The 26,039-nt window shown below is 63.2% G+C and carries 29 protein-coding genes; 11 read left to right on the forward strand and 18 right to left on the reverse strand.

Going from position 1 to position 26,039, the window contains the following annotated elements; genetic code table 11:
• Window positions 1-76: 76 nt before the first annotated feature.
• Together ACXAF5_RS17275 and ACXAF5_RS17280 are read right to left on the reverse strand one after the other, a co-directional pair.
• Window positions 77-769, reverse strand: a complete 693-nt coding sequence (locus ACXAF5_RS17275) for an SGNH/GDSL hydrolase family protein (RefSeq protein WP_474947526.1) — start codon at window positions 767-769, stop codon at window positions 77-79.
• Window positions 770-890: 121 nt separating this feature from the next.
• Window positions 891-2,588 carry an acyl-CoA dehydrogenase family protein gene (locus ACXAF5_RS17280; protein ID WP_474947527.1) on the reverse strand — a complete coding sequence of 566 codons (1,698 nt, stop codon included), beginning with the start codon at window positions 2,586-2,588 and terminating at the stop codon, window positions 891-893.
• 144 nt (window positions 2,589-2,732) lie between these two features.
• On the opposite strand from ACXAF5_RS17280, the gene ACXAF5_RS17285 reads away from it, so the two are divergent.
• The 3 genes from ACXAF5_RS17285 to dgt all read left to right on the forward strand — a co-directional run bounded on the left by ACXAF5_RS17285 (window position 2,733) and on the right by dgt (window position 6,069).
• A complete protein-coding gene (locus ACXAF5_RS17285) occupies window positions 2,733-3,500 on the forward strand; it encodes a sulfite exporter TauE/SafE family protein (RefSeq protein WP_474947528.1) in 768 nt (255 codons plus the stop codon).
• A gap of 4 nt (window positions 3,501-3,504) precedes the next feature.
• Window positions 3,505-4,419 carry a cation diffusion facilitator family transporter gene (locus ACXAF5_RS17290; protein WP_474947529.1) on the forward strand — a complete coding sequence of 305 codons (915 nt, stop codon included), beginning with the start codon at window positions 3,505-3,507 and terminating at the stop codon, window positions 4,417-4,419.
• 273 nt (window positions 4,420-4,692) lie between these two features.
• Window positions 4,693-6,069, forward strand: a complete 1,377-nt coding sequence (gene dgt, locus ACXAF5_RS17295) for a dGTP triphosphohydrolase (protein WP_474947530.1) — start codon at window positions 4,693-4,695, stop codon at window positions 6,067-6,069.
• Window positions 6,070-6,259: 190 nt separating this feature from the next.
• Here the strand turns inward: dgt and ACXAF5_RS17300 are convergent, their stop codons facing one another.
• On the reverse strand, window positions 6,260-8,143 hold the full coding sequence (locus tag ACXAF5_RS17300) for a PhoX family protein (protein ID WP_474947531.1): 1,884 nt from the start codon (window positions 8,141-8,143) through the stop codon (window positions 6,260-6,262).
• Window positions 8,144-8,465: 322 nt separating this feature from the next.
• Here ACXAF5_RS17300 and ACXAF5_RS17305 point away from each other — a divergent pair, with 322 nt between their 5' ends.
• Window positions 8,466-9,392 carry a ricin-type beta-trefoil lectin domain protein gene (locus ACXAF5_RS17305; RefSeq protein WP_474947532.1) on the forward strand — a complete coding sequence of 309 codons (927 nt, stop codon included), beginning with the start codon at window positions 8,466-8,468 and terminating at the stop codon, window positions 9,390-9,392.
• Between the two features lie 23 nt (window positions 9,393-9,415).
• On the opposite strand, the gene recO is transcribed toward ACXAF5_RS17305, so the two are convergent.
• The 14 genes from recO to folK form a co-directional block, all read right to left on the reverse strand.
• Window positions 9,416-10,141: a DNA repair protein RecO gene (gene recO / locus ACXAF5_RS17310; RefSeq protein ID WP_474947533.1), complete on the reverse strand. Its 726-nt coding sequence runs from the start codon at window positions 10,139-10,141 to the stop codon at window positions 9,416-9,418.
• Between the two features lie 3 nt (window positions 10,142-10,144).
• The gene (locus ACXAF5_RS17315; protein ID WP_474947534.1) at window positions 10,145-10,474 is read right to left on the reverse strand and encodes a DUF1491 family protein; all 330 of its coding nucleotides are present in this window, start codon (window positions 10,472-10,474) and stop codon (window positions 10,145-10,147) included.
• Between the two features lie 211 nt (window positions 10,475-10,685).
• The gene (gene era / locus ACXAF5_RS17320) at window positions 10,686-11,591 is read right to left on the reverse strand and encodes a GTPase Era (protein WP_239368968.1); all 906 of its coding nucleotides are present in this window, start codon (window positions 11,589-11,591) and stop codon (window positions 10,686-10,688) included.
• Entirely contained in the window at window positions 11,588-12,274 is a 687-nt protein-coding gene (rnc, locus tag ACXAF5_RS17325; RefSeq protein ID WP_239368970.1) for a ribonuclease III, read from the reverse strand. Before rnc ends, era begins: the two co-directional genes overlap by 4 nt.
• A 221-nt stretch (window positions 12,275-12,495) precedes the next feature.
• The gene (gene lepB / locus ACXAF5_RS17330) at window positions 12,496-13,332 is read right to left on the reverse strand and encodes a signal peptidase I (RefSeq protein ID WP_239322618.1); all 837 of its coding nucleotides are present in this window, start codon (window positions 13,330-13,332) and stop codon (window positions 12,496-12,498) included.
• Window positions 13,333-13,678: 346 nt separating this feature from the next.
• The gene (gene acpS, locus ACXAF5_RS17335; RefSeq protein WP_474947535.1) at window positions 13,679-14,110 is read right to left on the reverse strand and encodes a holo-ACP synthase; all 432 of its coding nucleotides are present in this window, start codon (window positions 14,108-14,110) and stop codon (window positions 13,679-13,681) included.
• 19 nt (window positions 14,111-14,129) lie between these two features.
• Window positions 14,130-14,759, reverse strand: a complete 630-nt coding sequence (locus tag ACXAF5_RS17340; protein ID WP_474947536.1) for a LysE family transporter — start codon at window positions 14,757-14,759, stop codon at window positions 14,130-14,132.
• Between the two features lie 23 nt (window positions 14,760-14,782).
• The gene (locus ACXAF5_RS17345) at window positions 14,783-15,409 is read right to left on the reverse strand and encodes a LysE family translocator (RefSeq protein WP_474947537.1); all 627 of its coding nucleotides are present in this window, start codon (window positions 15,407-15,409) and stop codon (window positions 14,783-14,785) included.
• Between the two features lie 23 nt (window positions 15,410-15,432).
• Complete coding sequence (locus ACXAF5_RS17350) at window positions 15,433-15,870, reverse strand: ABZJ_00895 family protein (RefSeq protein ID WP_474947538.1); 438 nt, start codon at window positions 15,868-15,870, stop codon at window positions 15,433-15,435.
• Entirely contained in the window at window positions 15,867-16,625 is a 759-nt protein-coding gene (locus ACXAF5_RS17355) for a pyridoxine 5'-phosphate synthase (RefSeq protein ID WP_474947539.1), read from the reverse strand. The genes ACXAF5_RS17350 and ACXAF5_RS17355 overlap by 4 nt, the downstream gene beginning before the upstream one ends.
• A 174-nt stretch (window positions 16,626-16,799) precedes the next feature.
• Window positions 16,800-17,504, reverse strand: a complete 705-nt coding sequence (locus tag ACXAF5_RS17360; RefSeq protein ID WP_474947540.1) for a DUF2062 domain-containing protein — start codon at window positions 17,502-17,504, stop codon at window positions 16,800-16,802.
• A 31-nt stretch (window positions 17,505-17,535) separates the two neighbouring features.
• The gene (locus ACXAF5_RS17365) at window positions 17,536-19,668 is read right to left on the reverse strand and encodes a RelA/SpoT family protein (RefSeq protein WP_474947541.1); all 2,133 of its coding nucleotides are present in this window, start codon (window positions 19,666-19,668) and stop codon (window positions 17,536-17,538) included.
• 36 nt (window positions 19,669-19,704) lie between these two features.
• A complete protein-coding gene (gene rpoZ / locus ACXAF5_RS17370) occupies window positions 19,705-20,058 on the reverse strand; it encodes a DNA-directed RNA polymerase subunit omega (protein ID WP_005615037.1) in 354 nt (117 codons plus the stop codon).
• 113 nt (window positions 20,059-20,171) lie between these two features.
• Complete coding sequence (gene folK / locus ACXAF5_RS17375; protein ID WP_474947542.1) at window positions 20,172-20,759, reverse strand: 2-amino-4-hydroxy-6-hydroxymethyldihydropteridine diphosphokinase; 588 nt, start codon at window positions 20,757-20,759, stop codon at window positions 20,172-20,174.
• Between the two features lie 120 nt (window positions 20,760-20,879).
• On the opposite strand from folK, the gene ACXAF5_RS17380 reads away from it, so the two are divergent.
• From ACXAF5_RS17380 to ACXAF5_RS17410, 7 genes are all read left to right on the forward strand, one after another.
• Window positions 20,880-21,449, forward strand: a complete 570-nt coding sequence (locus ACXAF5_RS17380) for a LabA-like NYN domain-containing protein (protein ID WP_239322609.1) — start codon at window positions 20,880-20,882, stop codon at window positions 21,447-21,449.
• Between the two features lie 160 nt (window positions 21,450-21,609).
• Window positions 21,610-22,560 (forward strand): 4-hydroxy-3-methylbut-2-enyl diphosphate reductase, encoded by a 951-nt coding sequence (gene ispH, locus ACXAF5_RS17385; RefSeq protein WP_474947543.1) that lies wholly within the window; start codon window positions 21,610-21,612, stop codon window positions 22,558-22,560.
• Between the two features lie 139 nt (window positions 22,561-22,699).
• A complete protein-coding gene (locus tag ACXAF5_RS17390) occupies window positions 22,700-23,317 on the forward strand; it encodes a LysE family translocator (RefSeq protein WP_474947544.1) in 618 nt (205 codons plus the stop codon).
• Window positions 23,317-23,775 carry a DUF3429 domain-containing protein gene (locus ACXAF5_RS17395; protein ID WP_474947545.1) on the forward strand — a complete coding sequence of 153 codons (459 nt, stop codon included), beginning with the start codon at window positions 23,317-23,319 and terminating at the stop codon, window positions 23,773-23,775. The genes ACXAF5_RS17390 and ACXAF5_RS17395 overlap by 1 nt, the downstream gene beginning before the upstream one ends.
• Window positions 23,772-24,371, forward strand: coding sequence for a class I SAM-dependent methyltransferase (locus ACXAF5_RS17400; protein ID WP_474947546.1), 600 nt, complete (start codon window positions 23,772-23,774; stop codon window positions 24,369-24,371). The genes ACXAF5_RS17395 and ACXAF5_RS17400 overlap by 4 nt, the downstream gene beginning before the upstream one ends.
• Window positions 24,364-24,837, forward strand: a complete 474-nt coding sequence (gene rnhA, locus ACXAF5_RS17405; protein WP_239322604.1) for a ribonuclease HI — start codon at window positions 24,364-24,366, stop codon at window positions 24,835-24,837. The genes ACXAF5_RS17400 and rnhA overlap by 8 nt, the downstream gene beginning before the upstream one ends.
• A gap of 96 nt (window positions 24,838-24,933) precedes the next feature.
• Window positions 24,934-25,557, forward strand: coding sequence for a trimeric intracellular cation channel family protein (locus tag ACXAF5_RS17410; protein WP_474947547.1), 624 nt, complete (start codon window positions 24,934-24,936; stop codon window positions 25,555-25,557).
• Window positions 25,558-25,740: 183 nt separating this feature from the next.
• Here the strand turns inward: ACXAF5_RS17410 and ACXAF5_RS17415 are convergent, their stop codons facing one another.
• Window positions 25,741-25,977: a GlsB/YeaQ/YmgE family stress response membrane protein gene (locus ACXAF5_RS17415; protein ID WP_239322602.1), complete on the reverse strand. Its 237-nt coding sequence runs from the start codon at window positions 25,975-25,977 to the stop codon at window positions 25,741-25,743.
• Window positions 25,978-26,039 lie beyond the last annotated feature (62 nt).

Here is a 26,039-nt window from a genome sequence, read left to right on the forward strand (position 1 = left end):
AAGCCCCCGCCTCGGCGGGGGCTTTTGCGTTCCAAAGCGTCGGGCGCTGTCTGTCAGATCTGACGGATCGTGAAACTTACTGAGATGTCGTGGGGATAGGCGCCGACTGAATGACCTTTGCCACCCTACCGCCGATGATCCGGCTGGCCTTGGGCGAAGGGTGGATGCGGTCAAGCGAATGAAAGCTCAGATCGCCATGAGGCACCAGGTCAGCCGCAGGCAGGAAGGTCACGGCGGCGTCTGCTTGGGCCAGTCTCAATAGACGGGCATCCAGCTCATCGCCTTCGTCGCGACAGCTCTCGATCGGGGAGGACCGGCCCGGGGTGCGCAAATAGCCCAGCAGGATCACACGCGCGCCGTCCTGGCGGATGCGGGACACAAGCTCCGGGAAGGCCCCGGTCGTGGTATCTTCGGAGATCAGCCTATCCATCTTCCGGTCACACTGACCGCAGCCGCACCCAAGCCACAGATCGTTGCCGCCACCGCTGAGGATCACCCAGTCCCAAGGGCCTGCGCGATATTGTTTCGGGATCGACAGGCCCGCGGCACCGCTGATCGGCAGGCGATAGATCATCCGCGCGCCTGACACGGAGCGATCAACGACCGGCTCTCCCAACTGATCCGCGACAACATCCGGGATCGACTGTCCAGCAAGGCTGTTCCACGCCATCATGGAATCGCCCATGGCGAGGATGCGGGCCTCGCGCCCAACGGGGCTGTCGCCGCAGGCACTCAGGAAGAGCAGGCTGAGGAAAAGGAAGCGCATCATACCGGAGCGATATCACAGATCTCGCCAGATGCGCCTGGCAATTTGGCGAAAATGCTCGACGTCCCCACGGGAGGGGGGGGGCGAGCCCACCCGTGGGCGAGCGCAGTGCTATTCGCGTCTTCTAGGCCAGCAGTCGCCGCGCGATCACCTGCGCCTGGATCTCTGCCGCACCTTCAAAGATATTCAGAATGCGCGCATCACACAGCACGCGGGAAATCTTGTATTCCAGCGCAAAGCCGTTGCCGCCATGGATCTGCAACCCGTTGTCCGCCGCCGCCCAGGCCACTCGTGCGCCCAGCAGTTTCGCCATTCCGGCCTCCAGATCGCAGCGGTGGCCGTTATCTTTTTCCCATGCCGAGAAATACGTGAGCTGCCGCGCCACCATGATCTCGACCGCCATCATCGCCAGTTTCGACGACACCCGGGGGAAGTTGATCAGCGCCTTGCCGAATTGCTTGCGGTCCTGCGCGTATTGCATGGAGATATCCAGCGCCGATTGCGCCACCCCGATAGCCCGCGCCGCGGTCTGGATGCGGGCGGATTCAAAGGTCTCCATCAGCTGTTTGAAGCCCTTGCCCTCCTCGCCGCCCAAGAGGTTTTCGCCCTTCACATGGAAGCCATCGAAGGCCAGTTCGTATTCCTTCATGCCGCGATAGCCGAGGACCTCGATCTCACCGCCGGTCATGCCCTCAGTCGGGAACGGATTATCCTCTGTTCCCGGCGTTTTCTCAGCGAGGAGCATGCTGAGACCGCGATGGTCGGTGGTCTCCGGGTCGGTCCGCGCCAGAAGCGTCATCACATGGGTCCGCGCCGCATGTGTGATCCAGGTCTTGTTGCCGGTGATCGTGTAATCGCCATTGTCATCCTTGACCGCGCGGGTGCGCAGAGATCCGAGGTCAGACCCCGTGTTCGGCTCGGTGAAAACAGCGGTCGGCAGGATCTCCGCGCTGGCGATCTTGGGCAGCCAGTTCGCTTTCTGGGCGTGGGTGCCCCCGGCGAGGATCAACTCGGCTGCGATCTCGGACCGCGTACCAAGGCTGCCCACCCCGATATAGCCACGCGACAACTCCTCGGAGACCACGCACATTGAGGCCTTGGATAGACCAAAACCGCCGAATTCCTCGGGTATAGTCAGGCCAAAGACGCCCATCTCCGCCAGTTCTTCGATCACCTCGATCGGGATCAGCTCGTCCTTCAGGTGCCAGTCATGTGCAAAAGGTTCGACCTTTTCCTGAGCATAGCGGCGGAATTGATCTCGGATCATCTCCAGCTCGTCGTCCAGACCTGATGCTCCGAACATGGTGCTACCAGCTTGCTGCTCCATCAGCTCCACCAGCCGCACCCGCGCCGCCTGGGTGTTGCCGGACTGCGTCAACGTCATCACCGCCGATGCCATCATCGCCCGCTGGTCATCCTGGCTGAGACCCAGATCCTGCAGGCGCAGAACCTCGCCCTGATTCATTTGAATGCCGCCGTAGATCTGCCAGAGGTATTCTCCAAAGGCGATCTGGTGGATCAGCTGCTCCATCTCGCCAAACTTGCCCGCGCCCGAGAGTGCCTCGGCCCAGCGGTGCATCTGGCGCAGGGCATAGACATAGGTGGCCAGCCACGCGAGCCCATGGGCAGCGTATTGATTCTGCTCGACCAGAGCGCCCGACACGCGCCCGCTGTCGCTGACGGTCTCACGCACCCGCGATGTTGCGATTTCCAGCAGCGCATCCAGCGGCGCCAGAGCGCCCTCGGTCAGCGACAGTAGGTCTGGCAGCAACGGCGTCGTGGGGGTCATATCCTGTCCATCCAGTTGTCCATCATGGGGCATGAGCATCCTCCTCAAAGCTGCACTGGTGATAGGCCACTTCGCACCTGCAGCGCAACATTAAATCCTGAATGGTCGCAATAATGTTCTATTGTTACCCTGCTGTTTTGCGCGTGCAGCACGTGCTGGTTGTGCTAAACGCAGGGCATGACGGAGCTCTTTCCCTTTCTTGCCCCTGCCGGGTTTGTCCTCGCCTTTGCCGTGGCGCTGCTTGCCGGCACCATCAAGGGCCTTGTGGGTTTTGCCATGCCGATGATCATGGTGTCGGGTCTCAGCTCGATCATGGCACCGGATCTGGCGCTGGCAGGGCTGATTCTGCCGACACTGGTGACCAACGGGTTTCAGGCGCTCAAACAGGGGCCGGGCGCCGCATGGGAGTCGATGAAGCGTTTTCGCGCCTTTTTGCTGGTGGGCGGGCTGTTCCTGCTGCTGAGCGCGCAGATGGTGCGGGTCCTGCCTGCTCAGGTGATGTTGTTGATCATCGGAGCGCCGATCACACTCTTTGCGCTGACGCAGCTGATGGGCAGACAGCTGGTGCTGCATGAGGCCTCGCGCCGCATGGAAATCGGCATTGGTGCCTTTGCCGGGTTCATCGGCGGGTTCTCCGGCATCTGGGGGCCGCCCACGGTGGCCTATCTGACGGCGCTTGGCACCGAAAAGAAGGAACAGATGCGCATACAGGGCGTAATTTACGGCCTTGGGGCGGTGGTGCTGTTCTTTGCCCATATCGGTTCAGGCGTGATGCGCCGTGAAACCTTGCCGTTCTCGGTCCTGATGATCCTGCCTGCGGTGCTGGGGATGTGGATCGGCGGCCGGTTGCAGGATCGCATCGAGCAGAGCACCTTTCGCCGGGCAACGCTGTTTGTCCTGCTGATCGCCGGCCTCAACCTCTTGCGCCGTGCCTGGGTGGGCTGAGCGGATGTGCTTTGGTTTGGAGACCCGCCTCACGGTCCGCCAGGTTGCAGGTGGCACCATTCTTGTTTCCGTGCTGGTTCTCGCCCTGAAACTCGGGGCCTGGGGGCTGAGCGGATCGGTGGCCCTGTTCTCCGACGCGATGGAGAGCCTCGTCAACGTATCGGCGGCGGTCCTGGCCTGGTTTGCCATCCGCTACGCGGAACGTCCCGCTGATGCCGGACACCCGTTTGGCCACCACAAGGCAGAATATTTTTCCGCGGTGATCGAAGGCATCATGATCATCCTGGCCGCCGCACTGATCCTGCACGAGGCCTACGGGGCGCTGTTCGGCATGACCAAAGCAGCGCTGACACCGCTTGCGCTGACCGTAAACTGCATCGCCCTGGGGGTGAATCTGATCTGGGCGCAAGTCCTGCTGCGCAGCGGGACACGCCTGAACTCGCCCGCTTTCAAGGCTGGAGGACGGCATCTCATGGGGGATGTCTGGACCTCCTTCGGGGTCATTTGCGGGTTGGTTCTGGTGCTGCTGACGGGGTGGCATATGCTGGACCCGGTGATCGCGCTGCTGGTGGCCCTGAACATCCTGCGCGAAGGCCTGCATGTCGTCTCGGTCTCGGTCGACGGATTGATGGACAAAGCCGCAAGCGCCGAGGAACAGGAAACGATCCAAACGGTCATCCTGGGCTCCGGCGGCGGCGCGCTCCAGATCCACGACATCAAGACCCGGCGGGCGGGCAAGGCGATGTTCGTGGAATTCCACATGGTCGTCGACGGTGACATGTCCGTTGCCGAAAGCCATGTGATCTGTGATCGACTGGAGGCGGAGATCGAAGCCGCCCTGCCCGGCGTGCATGTCACGATCCATGTGGAACCGGACCACAAGCTCGAGGACAGCGGATTGGAGCCACCGGCTCCCTAGTCCTCCCACACATCCAGATCGGGCGAACTGTCAGAGGTTTTGCGCTGCGCCAAGCGCATCGCGCGGGGGCGGCGGCGCGCCTTCGGCGCGGCGCCGCCCGGCCCAACCGTTCTGTATCAGCCGCCGTGGGCGGGTGGTGCAGATGGGCGGGAGCGCCCCCGCTCCCCGATTATCTGCTTCGTTCCCGTTGGTTGCCTGGCCACAGACCGGTTGCATTTCGCCCCCCGACAGGCTTTCTAGGCACCACCCGACGGACTGGCACAGGAGAGCCCCATGGACTGGACGCAACTGCTGAACCCGGGACGCCTGTGTCGACCGGATTTCCCCGATACGCCTGATCGTCCTGCCTATCTGCAGGACTATGACCGCATCCTGTTTTCGGAACCCTTCCGGCGGCTGGCGCAGAAAACCCAGGTGCACCCCCTCTATGACCACGACCATGTCCACCACCGGATGATCCACTCGATGGAGACCTCTTCGGTGGGGCGGTCGCTTGGCATCCAGGTCGGTCAGGCGCTGGTCAAGGAGGGGCTTCTGGCCGATGGCCTCCAGCACGTGATGGCCGGGACGGTGCAGGCGGCCTGTCTGGTCCATGACATCGGCAATCCCCCCTTCGGCCACTCCGGCGAGGCCAGCATCGGTGCCTGGTTCAGCCGCCAGTTCGCCGCCAATGGAGGTCAGGGCACAGGCATCGCGGCGGGTATCCCTGCCCGGCATCGCGGCGAGTTCGAGGCCTTCGAGGGCAATGCCCAGGGGTTTCGCATCGTTGCACGCCTGGAAATGGCGCGGCGCGCAGGCGGAATGCGGCTCTCCTACGCAACGCTGGGCGCCTTTGCGAAATACCCCACCACACGCCACGCCGCCCTCGAGGCGATGGAGGCAGGAACCGCATATGTCGGCCTCAAGAAATTCGGCTGTTTTGCAGCTGAGGAAGAGCTCTTTGCAGAGGCCGCCACGGCGCTTGGCCTGCCCGAGGAACGCACCCCGCAGGGCCAGCGTTGGTGGCGCCGGCACCCGCTGGCCTTCCTGGTCGAAGCGGCGGATGACATTTGCTATCGCATTCTCGACCTCGAGGATGCGGCAACTGTTGGTGATCTGGACAATGAGACCGTGTCCGGCATCCTCGAGGAGATCACCGGCAAACCCAACCGCGCCGACGATGCGATGATGACCCGCCGCGACAGGGTCGGCATGCTGAGGGCCATGGCCATCGGGGCGTCGATCGACAGTGCGGTGCAGGCGTTTCTGGAGAAATACGACGCCATCATGGCGGGAACATTCAATGATGGGTTGATGGAAGTTTCCTCCAAGGCGCGGGCCTTTGCTCAGCTGAAGGAGATCTCCAATGCGCGAATTTTCACCGCGCGGCGCAAGACCGAGCTGGAGGTGGTGGGGCGGCACGTCATCTTCACGATCCTCGACGAATTCCACGGGCTGTTCGACGCGCTGAAGGCCTGCGACTGGGACCCCGAGCGGTTGCTGGAGCAGCACAGTTACTGGGCGCAGTTGGTGCGGGCGGTGGATCTCGACCTGCGCGGGGTGGTCGACAACCACACGGCGGCCCATGCGCTGACAGATTTTGTGTCCGGCATGACCGACCGCTATGCGCTGCGCGTACGGGACATGATTACCGGCCAGGTTCCAGGGTAGATCCAAGAAGACATCAGCCCGCCTGTCCTGTTGCCCCTCAAGCGCAACCTTCGGTCAGAAGGCTGACATATCACACTGACAGTATTGAATAAAGTCAGAGAACGACCCCACAGACGCCCACTGCAACGACGTCAATGCAAAAGCCCCCTCCAACCGGAGAGGGCTCTGCTTGGTTTGTACGCGCCGAAGCTTAGCCGATCATGGCGCCGTCTTCGCGCCAGACGGCAACGATGGACGACCGCGGCTTGCCTTCACCATCGGGCCAGGCACCACCGGGGTGCTGGACGCCGACAAAGGCGACTGTCTTGTCGAGCGACCAGCACAGGCCGGTGACCTCGGCGCCGTTGGGCACCGTCATGAAGCGGGCAATCTCGCCCGATTCCGGATCGCCGACCAGCATCTGGTTGTTGCCCTGGCCCTCGAACTCGCCTTCGTTGTCGTCATCGCCATCGGTCTGGATCCAGAGCATGCCGTCCGAAGAAAACGCCATGCCATCGGGCGAGTTGAACATATTGCCTTCGTTGATGTTGGCAGAACCCGCATAGATGTTGTCATAGACCTTCGGATTGCCCGCCATCACATAGAGATCCCAAGTGAAATCCGCGCCGGCGTGGTTGTCCTCGGCCGGGGTCCAGCGCACGATCTGACCAAAGTTGTTGGTCTCGCGCGGGTTCGGACCGTTGACGGAGGTGTCGTCGCCGCCGGCGTTCGGCTTCACACCGCGGTTCTTGTTGTTGGTCAGCGCGCAATAGCCTTCGGCCTTGAGCGGGTTGCAGGCAACCCATTCCGGACGGTCCATGGTGGTGCCACCCACCGCCGATGCCGCCATACGGGTGAAGCAGAGGATCTCTGCCGCATCCATACCGGTGGCCTCCGGCGTCAGGGCCAGCCATTCGCCAGTCTGATCGTCGTTGAACTTCGCCACATAAAGCTGACCGTCGTCCAGCAGACCGTCTGTCGGCTCGCCTTCGGCCCAGGTGTTGGTGGACACATATTTGTAGAGATATTCGCCCCGCTCATCATCGCCCATATAGACCACGATGCGCCCATCGGAGGCGTGGACCATCTCCGCATTCTCATGCTTGAAGCGCCCCAGAGCGGTGCGCTTGACAGGCGTGGAGCTCGCGTCGGCGGGGTTGATTTCGGTCACGAACCCATGGCGGTGCGGCTCGTTCGGCTCTTTCGACAGATCATAACGCGCGTCGAATTTCTCGTAGGCGTAGCGCCCCTCACCCCCGATGCCGTAGCGGATGTAGCCTTCGCCCTCGGGCATCTCGCCGGTGGCGCCGAAGTAGCCGTTGAAGTTTTCCTCGCAGGTCAGATAGGTGCCCCAGAGGGTCTTGCCCGAACCGCAGTTGTTCATGGTGCCCTTGACGGTGCGGCCCTCGGGATCGGCATTCGTCTTGACCAGGTCGTGCCCAGCCAGGGGGCCGGCGAGGGTCATTTCGGTTTCATGGGTGATGCGGCGGTTGTAGGGACTGTCCTTGACCACCTGATAGCCGCTGTCGCCCTTGGCAATCTCCATGACGGTGACACCCTGCAGGTTCTTCAGCAGCGTTACCTCTTCGGCGGTCTGCGGCACACCTTCGGAGGCGGCGGGCAGGTTGATCTTGGGGTTCACATACTCGGAGTTGACGGTGATGATCTCACGCCCGTCGACCTCGAACAGTTCCATGCCGTCGGTGTTCTCACCAAAGACCTTGTCGGACATCTCGGGTGACACGCCGGTTTCGGCGGAATAGGCACCATCGGCGTCAGACCAGAGCGCATCCCCCCAGCGCACCAGCACCTGGGATTTATAGCCTTCGGGGACGTGAACCGCGTGGTCGGTGGCGATGTCGATGGGTTTGAACGCAAATTTTGCCTGTCCCGCCGCGCGCGAGGCGGTGGTGGAGGACATCAGCCCGGTGCCGAAGACCGCCGCACCGGACCCGAAGGCCAGCGCACCGCCAAGGAACCCGCGACGCGATACCGCGCGTTCGACTACGGCATCAAACTCGTTCGATGCCGGGCGCGGATCGCGATGCTCGTCAAAATCGTCCCAGGAGAGATCGAGGAGCGTCTTATCAACCATGTTCATTCCTTCCTTGCTGATAACCACCTTGGTGGAGTGTGCTGGGAAAGACCGCGGGCAGCGGCGGTCCCATTGTGAATCGCCGGCACTATCTTTGCCCGAGGTATCAACACTGTGACGGTTTCCGCATCGCGGCTGGCGCGATTGTCCCGAAGGCGGTCCCTGACGGCAAAAACCCGCGCATTGGCCCGCGCAGTGGAGAGGGTTATCTCTTCGTCCGCTTCGCGCCCACAAACCACCTGAGGTTGTTCGCGACCCGCATTAAAGACTCCTTAGATTGTTTTCATGCCTAATCGCACAACCATAAAAGGAGTATTGGTTCGTGTTTGATCTTTTCCATCCCATCCCCCGGCTCTGCCGCCTCCTCTCTATTGTTGCGTTCTCCCTTCCTGCGGCATCGGTCATGGCGCAGGACAGCACCTCACCGACCGGCGTCATGGTGATCAATGCCTCTGACGATGACAATCGGGTCTGCCTCGGCGTCCGGACCCACCCGCCCGCGGCCGGTACCGCCGTTGTCGGCGTCGACTGCGACAGAGAAGCGCCGCGCTGGCATGTGTCCGAGAACACGGCAACGCCGCAGCGCATCGTCTTCGGCACCCCCGGGCAGCAGGATCAATGTCTCGACGTGGATACCGCGAATCCCGGCAAGGGCACCAAGGTCCAGGTCTGGAACTGTGTCGGCAGCACCGATACCAACCAGCTTTTCACCTGGACGGGACAGGGGGCGCTGACGCTGGCGTCGAACCAGTGGTGCATCCAGAGCGATCTGCAAATCGGCGATCAGGCGGAAATCGCCGCCTGCGGTGCGGAGGATGATGTCACCCTCTTCGCGCCGGTGCCGATCGACCTGGAACCGTTCCAGAGCGGCACCAGCGGCGGTCACCTGGCGGTCTTCATCCAGGGCGCGCAGACCTCGGGCTATACTCAGCGGCTGTCGTTGTTCGGTGACGGGCTGAACTACGTGCAGAAAGACAGTGTCGGCGGGGCATCGGGATCGCAATATGCGCTGGACCACGTCACCATCTCCACCACCGAAGGGGTGCCGGAACAGCTGACCTATTTCGGCAATGTGCAATACCACGACAATGATGTCTGGCAGCGGTCGCCCATCGTGGTGGCCACCCAGCAGATGGATGTGGCCGCAAACGGGCTGGCGACCATGCTGGCCTCCAACGATGGCGGCTCGGATGCAGATAACAACGATACGATGGTGTTGTTCTCGGTCTGGCGCAACACCACCGACTGAGCGTCAGGCGGCTCGAGTCGGACCTAGGCGCGTCGGGCCAGAGCGTCAAGGAACCGCCCCCGCGCCTGCGGCAGGGGGCGGTTCCCCAGTGCCGGGGCCAGCTTAGTCTCGAGAAAGTAGCCGGTGGTGCCGAGCGCGGTCAAGATCTCGGAGTCCGCCGCCACACCCTGCCCCAGCATCACCGGCGGCAGCGGCAGCAGCCGGTCGGCCCAGTCCCCCGCCCCGGCGACAGACACGGCGCGGCCAGTCTTGGGGGAGACATACGCCAGCCCCTCGGTTGCGCCGGTCACCGCGCATGCGGTCAGATCAAGGCCATAGCCCAGCTCTTCGAGCAGGCCCAGTTCCCAGCGCAGATAGCCCAGAGGCCAGAGGTCGGCATTGTCGAGCAGCTCCAGCAGCGCCTCGCTGCGCCGGTAGAGATCCGGATGTGGTTCGCGATCCGGCAGCGCAAAGGCCAGCAGCGCGCAGACCGCATTGAGCCCGGCCAGGGCCAGCCGCCCCGACATCGCCAGCGCCGCGCGGCTGCGCAGGGGTTCGGCCTTGTAGGTGCCGAGGTGATCTTCGAGCCGCGCCGACCAACCGAGATCCAGTTGCGCCCCCGGTTGCAGATGCGGGGCCATCTTGCGGCCGGCGCCCCCCCGCACAAGCCCCGCATGCCGCCCGTGATGTTCGGTAAAGACCTCGATCAGGGCGGAGGATTCGCCATGCCGGCGCACCGTCAGCAGAATGCCGTGATCGCGCCAGTCCATCGCCTAGTCCAACCCCGGCTCATCCAGCAGGTGGCGCCCTGCGCGGTCTTCGACCTCGATCACCCAGAGGTCGCTGTCGAACTGGCGTTGCCGGGCGATGGAGGCCTCGGCCTCGGCATCCGCGCCTGCGGTCAGCTCGACCCATTTGCGGTCTCCGGTCATCAGGTCAAACGAACGCTGAAAGACCCGGGCCTGCCCGTCGAGCGTATTGAGCTTGACCAGCACCGCTCCGGCAGTGTCATCGCCATGGGCGGTGACAAAGGCCGGTATGTCCTGAAACCGCAAGCGGGCCAGATAGGCATCAACCCAGAAACGGGCGGTAAGGCGGGACATGGGCGCTCCTGCTGCAATGGCGGCCTGCGGGGCATCCCATGGGCGCCTCCGGCGAGAGTATTTAGGGAAAGATGACGGCGCGGCGCAAGGGCCGCAGAAGGCGCGCCGAACGCAGCGGCGGAGCCTCCGGCGGGGATATTTTGGAGAAGATGAAGACCCTCTCGTGATCGCCCCGGGCTGCGGTGGCGTTATGTCGGAGGTCAGCGCGGCGTCAGTTGCCGTCCTTGAATTCCAGCCCCATTTCCGAGTAGCGCTCGGATTCCTCGAGCCAGTTCGGGCGCACCTTGACCTGCAGGAAGAGGTGGATCTTGCGATCCAGAAACTCTTCCAACTCGGCGCGCGCGGCTTGGCCCACCGCCTTGATCGTCTCACCCCGTTTGCCGAGAACGATGCCCTTGTGACCGTCGCGCACCACATAGACCACCTGATCGATACGGGCGGAACCATCTTTGCGCTCTTCCCATTTCTCGGTCTCGACGGTGAGCTGATAGGGCAGTTCCTGATGCAGGCGCAGGGTCAGCTTTTCCCGGGTCATTTCCGCCGCGATCATCCGCAGAGGCAGATCGGCGATCTGATCCTCGGGATAGAGCCAGGGGCTCTCGGGAAGTTCCGCTGCCAACCAGCTGCGCAGATCGTCGGTGCCGTAGCCTTTTTCCGCCGAGATCATGAATGTCTCGGCAAAGGGGAACCGGTCGTTCAGGTCCTTGGTGAGGCCAAGGAGCACATCGGACTGCACCCGATCAATCTTGTTGATCGCAAGGGCCACGCGGCGGCCTTGTGCGACTTCGCCGAGGTTTTCGATGATACGCTCGACGCCTTCGGTGACACCGCGATGAGCCTCGATGAGCAGCACGATCACATCCGCATCCGCGGCCCCGCCCCAAGCGGCCGCGACCATGGCGCGGTCAAGCCGGCGGCGCGGCTGGAACAGACCGGGAGTGTCGACAAACACCAGCTGGCTGTCGCCTTCCATGGCCACGCCGCGGATGCGGGCGCGGGTGGTCTGCACCTTGTGGGTCACGATGGACACCTTTGCCCCCACCATGCGGTTCAGGAGCGTGGATTTGCCGGCGTTGGGCTCGCCGATGAGGGCGATGAAGCCTGCGCGAGTGGTCATGTCTCTTGCTCCAGTTTGGCCAGCAGGGCCTTTGCGGCAGCCTGTTCCGCAAGGCGTTTGGATCCTGCGGTGGCCTGTTCTTCGGTGCCATCCTCGAGCCGGGCGGCGATCGTAAAGACGGGTTCGTGATCGGGGCCTGTCCGGGCAACAAGCACATAGGCCGGAGGCGGCTGGCGGCGGGCCTGGACAAATTCCTGGAGCGCTGTCTTGGGGTCGCGCGCGTCATCCTCGACTGTGCCGATCCGCTTGCCCCAGAGACGCAGGATAACACTCTGCGCCGCCTCGAAGCCCGCATCCTTGTAGATCGCGGCGATCACCGCCTCCATCGCGTCCCCCAGCAGCGCCTGTTTGCGCCGCCCGCCCGAGAGCATTTCTGAACGGCCCAATTTCAGCACCGCACCGATATCGATCTGACGGGCGACATCGGCGCAGGTTTCCTTGCGCACCAGCGCGTTGAACCGCGGGGCCAGCTGGCCTTCGGTGGCCTGTTTGTCATGTTCCAGCAATGCGGTCGCCATCACCAGCCCCAACACCCGGTCGCCGAGGAATTCCAGACGCTGGTTGTCCTGTCGAGTCGGCGACGACACAGAGGGATGCGTCAGCGCGCGCAACAGCAGCTCCGGGCTGGCAAAACGGTAGCCAAGCCGGTCCTGAAAAGCGAGCATATCGCGGGAAAGCTTCACGTGTGGTCCTCGAACAACGGTAGGGCACGCTGGCCCCGGTGGATTTGTTCCATATCCCACCACCGCGAAAGAGGAAAGCACCCCGCGCGGGATCCTGCCTTGCGTTTGCGGTAAAATCATCCCGGTCACGCCCGCGCTACCAACCCGGAGCGCCCCGCAACGCAAAGAGCCGCAGGCGGGGATGCCTGCGGCTCTCGCCAGCAACGATAGGACGGGAAAGATCAGTAAATACCTTTGAAAAAGCGGTCCCCGCGCCAGGTCCAGAAGAACAACATCGACCGACCGGCAGAAGAGAACATGATCCGGTCGGCGCGCCCGATCAGGTTTTCATAGGGCACATAGCCGACCCCGCCCACGGCCTGCGGCACGCGACTGTCGGCTGAGTTGTCCCGATTGTCCCCCATGAAGAAGTAATGGCCATCGGGGACGTGATAGATGCCGGTATTGTCACTGCCCTGCATGCCGATATTGATGACGGCATGGGACGTGCCACCTGGCAGGGTCTCGATCCGGCGTGATTTCTCGCAGGTGCCGCCCTGCCCGACCGGATCGTTTTCGCAGCGGGGAAAGGTCCCCTGCGGCCCCTGGCGTTCCATGGTTTCTTCGAACACGCCATCATCCATCAGCCCGACGGCGGTGCCATTGATGTGCAGCACCCCGTCTTTCATTTGCAGCTTGTCTCCCGGCAGCCCGACAAGGCGCTTGATGTAGTCGGTGCCATTCACGGGGTGGCGAAAGACGACCACATCGCCCCGCTCCGGCGTGCCGCCGAGGATTCGGTTGTTGTCGCCATCAAGAAAGCCGCAGATATCCTTGGCATCGATATTGACCCCGATCGCCCCGAGGCGGATCGAGGGGCAGGACGCGTAGGAGTATCCATAGGCCATCTTGTTGACGAAGAGAAAATCGCCGACCAGCAGCGTTTCCTTCATCGAGCCGGACGGGATCCAGAAAGGTTGAAAGAACAGGGTGCGGAAGACACCGGCAATCAGCAGCGCATAGACAATGGTCTTGATCGTCTCGACGATTGAATTCCCAGCAGTGGTTTTCGACGCCATCAGGCTCTCCGGTCGTTTGTGGGCGGGTCCGGGCGTACATGCGGGGCCGCCCGCCGCAAGTCAAGCGGTGGCGTTGGCACGGGCATGATGTGGCGCAGCAAGGGACGCGGCGTCGCAACGCAAGGTTGGTGCCGCCGGCGGACCTCATGGGCTCCGCGCAGCCGCGGACTCTCCGGGCACCGATCCGGTTGCGGCCACCGGCTTCGGTCGACAGGCGGGGCGATTGGGCAGGCCGGTTGGTCTTGATCGGGCGGGCGCCGCACCGCAGGTGCGGCGCCCGCCCCCCGCGCGATGCGCGTGGCGCAGCGCAACCCCTCTTGGCAACGGTGGCGTGATGCAACCGGGGTTACAGCTGGTCCGGAGCTGGCGTCGACCCGGCCGCCACCGGGCGCGCTTCGATCAGCACGATCGCCTGGGCCCAGGGATGGTCGTCGGTCAGCGTCACATGGATGACCGCTTCATGGCCCGGTGGCGTAATCTCGGCCAGCCGCGCTTCCGCCCAGCCGCTCAACTGCATCACCGGCTGGCCGCTGCGCAGGTTCGACACCGCCATGTCCTTCCAGGCAATTCCCATCCGTAGCCCGGTGCCCAGCGCCTTGGAACAGGCCTCCTTGGCGGCCCAGCGTTTGGCATAGGTGCCAGCCACATCGCGACGGCGTTCCGATTTGGCCTGCTCCACATCGGTAAAGACACGATTGCGAAACCGGTCGCCAAACCGGTCCAGCGTCCGCTGGATACGGTCGATATTGGCCAGATCCGTGCCAATCCCCAAAATCATGCGCGCCTCCTGTGAGACATCACAAGGCCAACCGCAACGTCAGGATCTTGAGGCTCGCGGCACCAAACAGGAGCCCGAAGGCCAGTTCAAACCCACGACGCGTGCGGGCATAGGCGCGACCGATCACGGCAACCGAAAACAGCAGCGCATAGCCGACAAACACCATCGCGGAGACACAGATCAGCAGGCCATAAAGCTGCCAGATCGCCGCCGTGGGCGCCCCGGGCGCCAGTGCAATGGCATAGATCGCGCCCCAGGCGAGAACTGCCTTCGGATTGGTCAGATGCAGCAGCAGCCCCTTGACAAAGAGCACCCCATCCGCCGCCGGAGGCGTCCGCCGTGCCTGCCCCCGCCAGGCCGCGCGCAGCGACTTTACCGCCAGATAGAACAGATAGGCCGCTCCGGCGTAGCGGATGACCTCGAACATCCAGACATTGGCCCGCATGATCGCTGCAAAGCCAAGCGCCGCGACCAGCCCCCAGAGTGCGGAGCCGCTCAGCACCCCCAGCGCCAGCACCACGGCAGCCCGCCGCCCCTGGGCCATGGCCGTGCCGGAAATGGTCAGCGTCGCCGGTCCGGGACTGCCGCCTGCCAGCACCCAACCCAGAACAACAGTCGCAAGCGGCAACAGAAAATGTGACGTATCCATCCTTACGCTCCTTTGCAGCGGTTTCAGCGATCCAGGATCGCGCGCAACAGGCCCAGCCCGGCGATAGCAAACAGCCCCGCCACCGCCCACTCGATCCAGCCGCGCATTCGATCATAGGCGCGCATGGCGGGTCGGGTGGAAAACACGACCGCCCAGAGCAGGTAGTTGACCGCTCCGAGACCCATGCAGAGCAGCGCCGCCAGCAACATCGGCCCCAGACCGCCCTCCGCTTCAAGCCCCATCGAAAGCGCCGCCATCCAGGCAAACACCGCTTTGGGATTGGAGAGGTTCAAGATCAGCCCGCGGCGAAACCGGCTGCGCCCCGAGACAGGCAGAACCGGTGGCGTGACCCGTGTCGCGGATCGGGCCGCATCCATGGCCAACCACAGCAGATACGCCGCCCCTAACAGTTTCAGCAGTACCAGCGCGCCTTCGAACCGGCTCAACAGGGTCCCAAGTCCCGCCACCGCCGCCAGCCCCCAGACCGACAGCCCCAACGCCAGTCCAAGCGCCATGCGCAGTCCCGCCCTGCGACCCTCGGACATCGCCACCGCCGCGCAGGCCAGATTGGCCGGGCCTGGCGAGGCCGTGACCACAAGGAACGCCAGCGCAATCAGGCCAAAGGACGCTGCGGGTGTCTCAAGGATCATTTGCGGTTTCGCCCCCTCCTTATCTAGCTCCGGTCACTCTTCCGGCTTGCGGCCTTAAGCGCAGATTTTGCGCCGCTCGCCAGGAACAGGCGCATCAGGAAGAACGACACCAGCGTTTGGAACAGGATCGCCAGCAGCAGCAGCACCGCCCCGTTTGGCTGGCGCAGCATATAGGCGATCTCCGGCACTGCGATGCTGAAGACCGCAGCCGACATCATGGTGAGGCCCAGAACAATGACCGAGGCCCGGCGCGCAAAGCGCCACATCTCCGGGCTTTCGGGCAGGCGGTTTTCGGCGCGGGCGAAGGACTGCCCTTCGACAAGCGCCGCCACCATCGCCGGGATAATCGCCATGCCAGAATTGCTGATATCGAACCGGGCGATCGCCTGCACCAGAAGGACGATCACCAGCATTCCGACAATGGTCGCCAGATAGACGACGGCAAAACGACCCAGCTTCATTGCGCAGCGCCCTCCCGGGCCAGATCCATCAGGCGGCGCATTTCCTGTACGGCCGGGGTGAGACCGCGAAAGATCGCCTCGCCGATCAGGAAATGCCCGATGTTCAACTCCATCACCTCCGGGAAGGCCGCCACCGGCTGCACGGTCTCATAGGTCAGGCCATGCCCCGCGTGCACCTCAAGACCGAGGGAATGCGCAAAGCTGGCCATCTCCCGCAGCGCTTCCAGCTCCGCATCGCGGGCGGCCAGATTGCCCTCGGCGTGATGGTCGCAATAGGCGCCGGTGTGCAGCTCGATCACCTCTGCGCCGATGCGATGGGCAGCCTCGATCTGTTTGCGGTCCGCAGCGATAAAGATCGACACGCGACACCCCGCATCGCGCAGCGGGGCAATGAAATGCGCCAGTCTGTTTTCCTCGCGCGCGACTTCAAGCCCGCCCTCGGTGGTGCGCTCCTCGCGCTTTTCGGGCACGATGCAGACGGCATGCGGTTTGTGACGCAGCGCGATCTTCTGCATTTCGTCGGTCGCCGCCATTTCAAAATTCAGCGGAACCGAGAGCGCCTCCATCAGACCATCGATGTCCGCGTCGGTGATGTGGCGGCGATCTTCGCGCAGATGCGCGGTAATCCCGTCCGCACCCGCCTCTTCCGCCAGTTTGGCGGCACGGATCGGATCCGGGTAGGCACCACCGCGCGCATTGCGCACCGTGGCCACGTGATCGATATTGACGCCGAGGCGCAGGGAAGTCTTGGACATGAGAGAAGCTCTTTGTCGTTGCTGTCTTTGAGCGCGAGCCTAGCGGGCCGCGGCGCAGAGGCAAGGCGCAAGGCGGCAAGTGATACAATTCTCCGTCACCCCCGCTGACCCGTCGCGCGGGCCACGCAGCCGTCCCGAAGAGTCACGCAAGTCGAACTTGGGTGACGCGCCCCGTTAGTCCGGACGCAGAACACGCGGCGTGCGGCCGGGCGGCTTGGTCCCGCTGGGGGCATGCGGGCTGTTGACCGCTTCCAGTTCGGCGCGTTTCTTGATCGCCTCGAACTTGGCCTTGATCTTGCGGCGGCGGCGATGCTGATAGGTTCGGATGACCGGCACCGACAGGATATAGCCGATGGTACCCACGATGATCCCCGGGATGACCCCGCCGATCATGTAGGGATAGAACACCTCGTCATAGAAGATCTCCAGCCCGGACCAATCCGTCGGCATGCCGGTGGCAATGGCATAGACGTTGTACCAAAGGTCCGACCCGGCGGCGAGGAACTTGTCGGTGAGCGTGGCATCCACCTCTGCCACCGGCTGGCTGCCAAGCAGCCAATGGCCGGTCTGGAGCGAAATCACCCCGATCGGCACATAAGTCAGCGGATTGCCAAAAAAGGTTGCCGAAAGCGCGGCCAGCAGGTTGCCGTTCATCAACCGCGACAGCACCGCGGCGACAATGAAGTGGACCCCGTAAAACGGCGTGAACGTGGTGAAAAGCCCCGCCCAGATCCCGCGCGCGATGCGTTCCGGGCTGTCTGGCAGCCGGCGAATCCGGTGTTTGACATACAGGAACGCCCGGCCCCAGCCCCCACGGGGCCAGAGAAACTCCGCAACCGCCCTCAGCGGCGGGCGTCTGTCTCGGCGCCTGAATACCAAAGGATCGTCCCTGTACTTGCTGCCAAAGAGGCTAGATCGGACGGTGTTGCGTTCCAGGCTGTTCCCGGTAGCGCGCGACCGCAGCGACGTCGCTTTCAGCTTCCAATGTCAATATCAACGAGTGCAACTGTTCCACATCACGCAATTCCACATTGATCATCAAGCGGTAAAAGTCGGGTTTCCGGTCAACGAATTCAAGATTGGAGATATTGGCCTTTTTTTCACCGATCAGCGTGCAGATGCGGCCCAGGACACCGGCATCATTGCCGATCGTCAGTTCCAGCGTGGTGCTGTAGGCCGCCGGATGGGTGCCGGAATGCCAATGCACATCGACCCAGCGCTCCATCTGATCCTCGAACTCCCCGAGGCGATCACAATCGGCCGTATGCACCACCACACCATGCCCGCGCGAGGTGATCCCGATGATCCGCTCGCCCGGCAGCGGCTCGCAACAGGAGGCGCGCTCGAACTTCTGTCCCGGCTCCAGCCCGATGACCGCGCGGCGGGGGGAGACCTCCTCGCCCTCCTTGTCGGTGAGCTCGGGATAGACCGACTGTACCACATCATGGGCGGTGATCACTGCCGCGCCAAGGCGGGCCAGCAATTCGGTCACATCGCTCACCCGCAGGGCGCGGGCGGCGGTTTCAAGCGCCTTGTCGGTGGCCTTCTTGTTCACATGCTCAAAGGCGGAACGGGCCAGCTCATGCCCGAGTTTCACAAAGCGTTCGCGGTCCGCCTCGCGCAGGGCCCGGCGAATGGCGGTGCGGGCCTTGCCGGTGGTGGCGATTTCCAGCCAGCTGACCTGTGGCGTCTGACCTTCGGCGGTGATGACCTCGACCGACTGGCCGTTGCGCAGTCGTGTCCACAGCGGCACCCGGATGCCATCGACCTTGGCGCCGACGCAGGCATGACCGATGCGGGTGTGGATGGCATAGGCAAAGTCGATCGGCGTCGCGCCCTTGGGCAGCTTGATCACGTCGCCCTTGGGCGTGAAGCAGAACACCTGGTCCGAATACATCTCGAGCTTGACCGCTTCGAGGAATTCGTCGTGATCGTCCTCGCCATCGAACTGCTCGGTCAGCGAGGCGATCCACTTGGCCGGATCGACGGCAAAGGGGTTCTCGGTACGCACGCCGTCGCGATAGGACCAATGCGCGGCCACGCCCGACTCGGCCACGTCATGCATCTGGCGGGTGCGGATCTGCACCTCCACCCGCTTGCCGTCGCGCCCCGACACCGTGGTGTGGATCGAGCGATAGCCGTTGGATTTCGGCTGGCTGATGTAGTCCTTGAACCGCCCCGGCACCGCGCGCCAGCGCTGGTGGATGGTTCCAAGGGTGCGATAGCAGTCCTCTTCGGATCGGGTAATGACCCGGAACCCATAGATGTCGGAGAGGCGTGAAAAGCCCTGATCCTTCTCCTGCATCTTGCGCCAGATCGAATAGGGTTTCTTGGCGCGGCCAAAGACCTCCGCCTCGATGCCGGCCTTTTCCAGCTCGCCGCGCATGTCGCCGGTGATCCGGTGGATCACATCGCCGGTTTCCCGTTGCAGGGTGACAAAGCGACGGATGATCGATTGGCGCCCTTCGGGGTTCAACACCTTGAAGGCGAGGTCTTCGAGCTCTTCGCGCATCCACTGCATGCCCATGCGGCCCGCCAGCGGCGCGTAGATGTCCATCGTCTCGCGCGCCTTCTGGGCCTGTTTCTCGGGCCGCATGGCGCGGATGGTACGCATGTTGTGCAAACGGTCGGCGAGCTTCACGAGAATGACCCGCAGGTCCTTCGACATCGCCATAAACAGCTTGCGGAAGTTTTCCGCCTGTTTGGTCTCGCGCGAGGACAGTTGCAGGTTGGTCAGCTTGGTGACCCCATCCACCAGCATCGCCACCTCCTCGCCAAAGCGCGAGGAGACCTCTTCATAAGAGGCCTTGGTATCTTCGATGGTGTCGTGAAGCAGCGCGGTGATAATGGTCGCATCATCCAGCCGCTGTTCCGTCAGGATCGCGGCCACCGCTACGGGATGCGTAAAATAGGGCTCTCCCGAATGCCGGAACTGCCCCTCGTGCATGTCCTCGCCAAAGGCATAGGCATCACGCAGGCGTTGTTCATTTGCCTTTGGGTTGTAGTCGCGGACCAAGGAAATCAGGTCATCAGCAGATGTCATTGCCGGTCCGCAACCTCTCGTTTCATGCAGCCCGGATCAGCCTTGACCCTGAGCCTCCATCAGCGCCCGCAGGAGCTTTTCTTCGCTCATGTCGTCTTCTTGCGGCTTGTCGGCTTCGCCACCCATCAGAAGCGCCATGGAATCTTCTTCCGGCTCGTCCACCTCGATCTGAGACTGGTTGCTCTCGATCAGGCGTTCGCGCAGGGCGTCGGCGCTCTGGGTTTCCTCGGCAATCTCGCGCAGGGAGACGACCGGGTTCTTGTCGTTGTCGCGATCCACAGTGAGTTCGGCACCGGCAGAGATCTCACGCGCACGATGCGCGGCCAGCATCACCAGCTCAAATCGGTTGGGAACCTTGTCAACGCAGTCTTCGACCGTCACGCGGGCCATGGGCGACTCTCCAATACAGTTCTGGGTCCAGAAGACGTGCTTCTATGATGAATCACCGGACTTGACAAGTCGACAGAGTTCACAATTGCAGGAAAACCTCGCGTGATTGCCCGCTAGAGCGCCTGCACCTCGGCCAGATCCGCCGCATCACAGTCCGCCAGCATATGCCCGACGCTGCGGTTCAGGATCGGATGCACCCAGTCGCGCGCCACATCCGCCAGGGGCACCAGCACAAAGGCGCGGTCCTGTATCCGCGGATGCGGCAGGACCAGCTGATCCGGAGCCTCCTGGCGCTGACGCTCTGGTGGCAAGGTGCGCCAGGTCTCGTAGGTCTGCACATCCGGCAGAATCCGTTGCTCTGCCGCCAGCAGGTCCAGGTCCAGGGTCCGCATGCCCCATCTCTGTGTCCGGGTGCGTTGAAACTGTGCCTCAATTTTGTGCAATCGCGACAGAACCTCCGCCGGTGAGAGGCTTGCACGGAGTTCTACCGCCGCATTGACATAGTCGGGCCCCGCCCCGGCCGGGAAACACGGAGTGCGATAGAAGTTCGAAATTGCAATAACTTGCAGCCCCGCCGGAGCGAATTCCGCTAGGCAAGCCTGTACAGTCTTCAGCGGTGTGGTGCCCGCATTCTGCAGGTTGCTGCCGAGTGCAACCAGAAATGACGACCGGATTTCGGCCATGCTTGACCCCAATTCCATAAGAGCTAACACTTGCGGGGAGTGCCAAATAACCTAAATTAAGTCCACCCGCAGGATCGGCATTTATTTCACTCACTCACGGACATCCGGTCGCTGCGACACCAGAAGGACACATTTAAAATGTTTTACAAGGACGAACGGCTCGCGCTGTTCATAGATGGCTCGAATTTATATGCCTCTGCCAAGGCATTGGGATTTGACATCGACTACAAACTTCTGCGCCAGGAATTCATGCGGCGCGGCAAGCTTGTTCGGGCCTTCTACTACACCGCGTTGCTGGAAAACGACGAGTACTCACCGATTCGCCCGCTTGTGGACTGGCTCCATTACAACGGGTTCACCATGGTGACCAAACCCGCCAAGGAATACACCGACAGCATGGGCCGTCGCAAAGTCAAAGGCAACATGGATATTGAACTGACCGTCGATGCCATGGAACTGGCACCGCGCGTCGATCATATCGTGCTGTTTTCCGGCGACGGAGACTTCCGCCCTCTGATCGCCAGCCTGCAACGTCAGGGCGTCCGGGTTTCGGTCGTCTCGACGATCCGCAGCCAGCCGCCAATGATCTCCGACGAGTTGCGCCGTCAGGCCGACAATTTCATCGAGCTTGAAGAGCTGCGCGAAGTCATCGGCCGACCACCGCGCGAAGTTCCGAGCGAGACACGCTCTGCCTCGACAGGCAGCTGAGCCCTAAACAACCACTCACATGGAAAGCACCCGGCCCCCAACCGCCGGGTGTTTTCTTTTGGGCGCTTGCGATGTCGCCGGCACTGGACCTCGCAGGCCACAGGCCTTACCTCTGGGGCACATCCTGCCTGTCCTCCGCCTGCCCCGGGAACGTCGATCCATGACCGAGAAACCACCCCTGACCCTCTATCTTGCCGCGCCGCGCGGATTTTGCGCCGGCGTCGACCGGGCCATCAAGATCGTGGAGATGGCGCTGGAGAAATGGGGCGCGCCGGTTTTTGTGCGTCACGAGATCGTGCACAACAAATTCGTTGTCGACGAACTGCGGGCCAAGGGCGCGGTGTTTGTCGAGGAACTGGAAGAATGCCCCGATGACCGGCCGGTGATCTTTTCCGCACATGGGGTGCCGAAATCGGTGCCCGCTGCCGCGCAGGCCCGCGAGATGGTTTTTGTCGATGCCACCTGCCCGCTGGTCTCCAAGGTCCATATCGAGGCGCAGCGCCATGCCGAGGCAGGCTTGCAGATGATCATGATCGGTCACAAGGGCCACCCGGAAACCATCGGCACCATGGGCCAGCTACCCGAGGGCGAAGTTCTGCTCGTCGAGACCGTCGAGGATGTGGCCCGGGTGGCGGTCCGCGATCCGGAGCGTCTCGCCTTTGTCACCCAGACCACCCTGTCGGTCGATGACACCAAGGACATCGTCGCCGCCCTACAGGAGCGGTTTCCCGCCATCATCGGCCCGCATAAAGAAGACATCTGCTACGCCACCACCAACCGTCAGGAGGCGGTGAAGGCGGTGGCGCCGAAATCCGACGCCCTCCTGGTGGTGGGAGCGCCGAATTCCTCCAACTCCCGGCGTCTGGTCGAAGTGGGGGCGAAGGCCGGCTGCACCTATGCGCAGTTGGTACAACGCGCTGAAAACATCGACTGGCGCGCGCTCAACGGCATTCGCTCCATTGCCATCACCGCCGGGGCTTCGGCACCGGAATTGCTGGTCAATGAGGTCATCGATGCCTTCCGCAGCCGCTATGAGGTCACCGTGGAACTGGTGGAAACGGCGGTGGAAAACGTGGAATTCAAGGTCCCACGCGCCCTGCGCACCGCCTGATCCCGCTGTCTTATCCTTCTGGGTGATCCGGCTCTGCACGACCGCAATCAACGCAAAGGCTTGCGATCCGGGGCGCTGCGACTACCTTGAGGAGGCATTTGTTTTTGCCGCCTCATTCGCATCATAAGGAACCGGTTCATTGATTTCCCTGCAATTCCTGCTGACGGCCTTTGTTGTCGTTCTCGCACCGGGCACCGGTGTCATCTACACGCTGGCGCTTGGCCTTGGTCGCGGGCGACGGGCGGCGGTCTGGGCCGCCTTTGGCTGCACCATCGGCATCCTGCCCCACCTGGCGGCGGCCACGCTTGGACTGGCGGCGGTGCTGCATTCCTCGGCACTTCTGTTTCAGGGCGTGAAGATCGCGGGCGTTCTCTACCTCCTGTACCTCGCCTGGCAAATGCTGAAATCCGGTGGCGCGCTGTCGGTTTCCGCCGCCAAACCCGACCCGCAGCCGGGGATCAAGATCGCCCAGCGCGGCGCGCTCATCAACATCCTGAACCCGAAGCTCTCGGTCTTTTTTCTGGCCTTGATGCCGCCGTTCCTGAGCGGAAACGCAGCCAGCACAACCCAGGAGATGGTCAGCCTCGGCGCGGTCTTCATGGCGATGACCTTTGCGGTGTTTGTCCTCTACGGCCTGTTCGCCGCCCAGGCCCGCAGCCTGATCCTCGGGTCGGACCGGGTGGTCAAATGGCTGAACCGCAGCTTTGCCGCCATTTTTGGCGCCCTGGCCATACGCCTTGCGATGGAGCGCGCCTGATGCTGCGCGGCACTCCAACCGCACCGCTGGTCCTTGGGCTGGCCGGGGTGATCCCCTTTGTCTGGGGCGCGTTGACGCTGCTGGTCCCCTCCCTGCAAAGTTGGGGCAGCAGCGCCCTCGGCCCGCGGTTTGTCGGCCCCTATGTGCAGCTTTTCTATGGCTCGGTCATCCTCAGCTTCATGTCCGGCGTGCTCTGGGGCTATGCCACCCGCGCCTCGGGTCGCCTGCAATCGGCGGCCTGCTACGCCCTGTCGGTGATCCCGGCGCTCTGGGCGTTTTTCATGACCGGCGGCGGGCCGGTCAGTGCGGGCATGAACCTGATCTGGGGGTTTCTCGGCCTGCTGCTGCTGGACATGATGTTCAGCCTCTGGCGGCTGACGCCGGGCTGGTGGATGCGGTTGCGCGTGCTTCTGACCGCCATTGTCGTCCTGTCCCTGTCCGTCGGAGTGTTCCTATGAGCGATGAAGAAACCATGGCCGTCTATGCAAAGGCCGCCGAAGACTATGCCAAGGGATTTGCCCGCGCCAAGGACACCGACCACGAACAGGATTACGGCGCCTTTGTCGCCGGGCTGCCCGCGGGCGGCACTGTCCTGGATCTGGGCTGCGGTCCCGGCCATTGGGCGGCGCGGTTTCGCGATGATGGCTATCGGGTGGCGGCGGTGGATGCCTCGCCCGAGATGGCAGCCTATGCGCTCGACACCTACGGGGTCGAGGTCAGCGTGGCCGAGTTCGAGGACATCGCCGTCGAGGGCGTATTCGACGGCATCTGGGCCTTCTTCAGCCTTCTGCATGCGCCGCGGGACGATTTTCCCACCCACCTGATGCGCTTGCGCCGTGCTCTCAAGCCCGGTGGCCGCCTGGCCCTTGGCATGAAGCTGGGCGAAGGCGAAGGCCGTGATGATCTGGGGCGGTTCTACGCCTATTATCGTGAGGAGGAACTGCGGGATATTCTGGAGTTCTTCGGCTTCACCATCGTCAACGTGTCGCGCGGAAATGGCCAAGGATTGGCTGGCGCCGAGGAGACCTTTGTCGTACTGACCGCCCATGCCTGATTTATTTGCCTATACCGACGGAGCCTGCTCCGGAAATCCCGGCCCTGGCGGCTGGGGCGCCCTGTTGCGTGCCATGGACGGCGAGACCGTCGTCAAGGAACGCGAGCTGAAGGGCGGCGAGAAAGAAACCACCAACAACCGGATGGAGCTGCTGGCCGCGATCCACGCGCTGGAAAGCCTCGCCCGGCCGTCAAAGATCACCGTGGTGACCGACTCGGCCTATGTTAAGAACGGCGTCACCGGCTGGATCTTCGGCTGGAAGAAGAACGGCTGGAAAACGGCGGCCAAAAAGCCGGTGAAGAATGTGGAACTGTGGCAGCGCCTCGATGCGGCACAGGCGCGCCATGATGTGACCTGGGAATGGGTCAAGGGCCATGCGGGCCACCCGGAAAACGAACGTGCGGATGAGCTGGCCCGCGCGGGCATGGCGCCGTTCAAATCCTCCGGCAAGGCGCCTGCGGGATAGCGATCACGCTGCGCGGGCCAGAGCCTGCTCTGTGATCGACCGCAACGCAGCCTTCCGGGGACATTCGCGCCACACCGTCACACAGGGGATCACCGCATGAGCTTTCTGACCCTTCTCGATTACGCATCGGTCATTGTGTTCGCGGCCTCCGGGGCGATGGTTGCCAGCCGCGCGCAACTGGACATCGTCGGCTTTGCCTTCATCGCCTGCCTGACCGCCGTGGGTGGCGGCACTGTGCGCGATGTGCTGCTTGATCGGCATCCGATCTTCTGGGTCGGCGACCCGATGCCCATCCTGCTGGCCTCCGGCGTTGCCGTTCTGGTGTTCTTCACCGCCCACCTGGTGGAAAGCCGCCTGCGCTGGGTGATCTGGCTCGACACCTTTGCCCTGGCGATCGCGGTGCCGGCCGGCACCGGCGCGGCGATGGAGCTGGGCCATGGTCCGGTGATCGTGGTGTTGATGGGCATGGCAACCGGCAGCCTCGGCGGGCTGTTGCGCGATGTAGTCTGCAACGAGCTTCCACTGGTGTTGAAACAGGGAGAGCTCTACATTTCCTGCGCCATGGCCGGGGCGATTGTGGCAGTGACGCTGATCTGGCTCGGGCTGGCACCAGGCTCGGCCCTGATCGGATGCGCTGTGGTGACCTGGGCAACCCGCGCCGGATCCCTGGCCTTCGGGTGGCATCTGCCTGTTTACAAACCCCGACCGCCACGCCGATAGCGCACGCCTGCCCGTGTCGCACAGCTGCCCCCATCGCAACCGCAGCTGGGGGGACACAGACCTTGGAGGCCCCAAGCGCGGCGGCGCGCCCGCAAGGGCGCGCCGCCGCGCTGGTCGTTTCGGGCAAAGCCCGAAGCGAAACACCTTACCGCCGGAGCAGAGGCGTCCCCCGCACCCGGGGCCTCACCTGTTCTGAATCTTCTGCCACAGATAGATCAACGCAAGCGCGCCCAACACGGCCCCCACCAACCCGGCAAGCAGTCCCATAACCGCCAGCAGGGTGCGCAGCACCAGCCCTCCGATCAGGGCTCCGGCCATGCCGATGCAAATGGTGGTGATGACATCCGTCTCGATACGCATGATCCGCGTGGCGAGGAACCCCGCCGCCGCGCCGATGATAATCAGGAAAACAACCGACATTCTTCTGCCTTTCTTTCCGGCCCGTCTTTAACCGTCCGAGGGGGGGGCAGCCTGGACAGCAG

Source organism: Epibacterium sp. ABV4_022 (assembly GCF_056159345.1).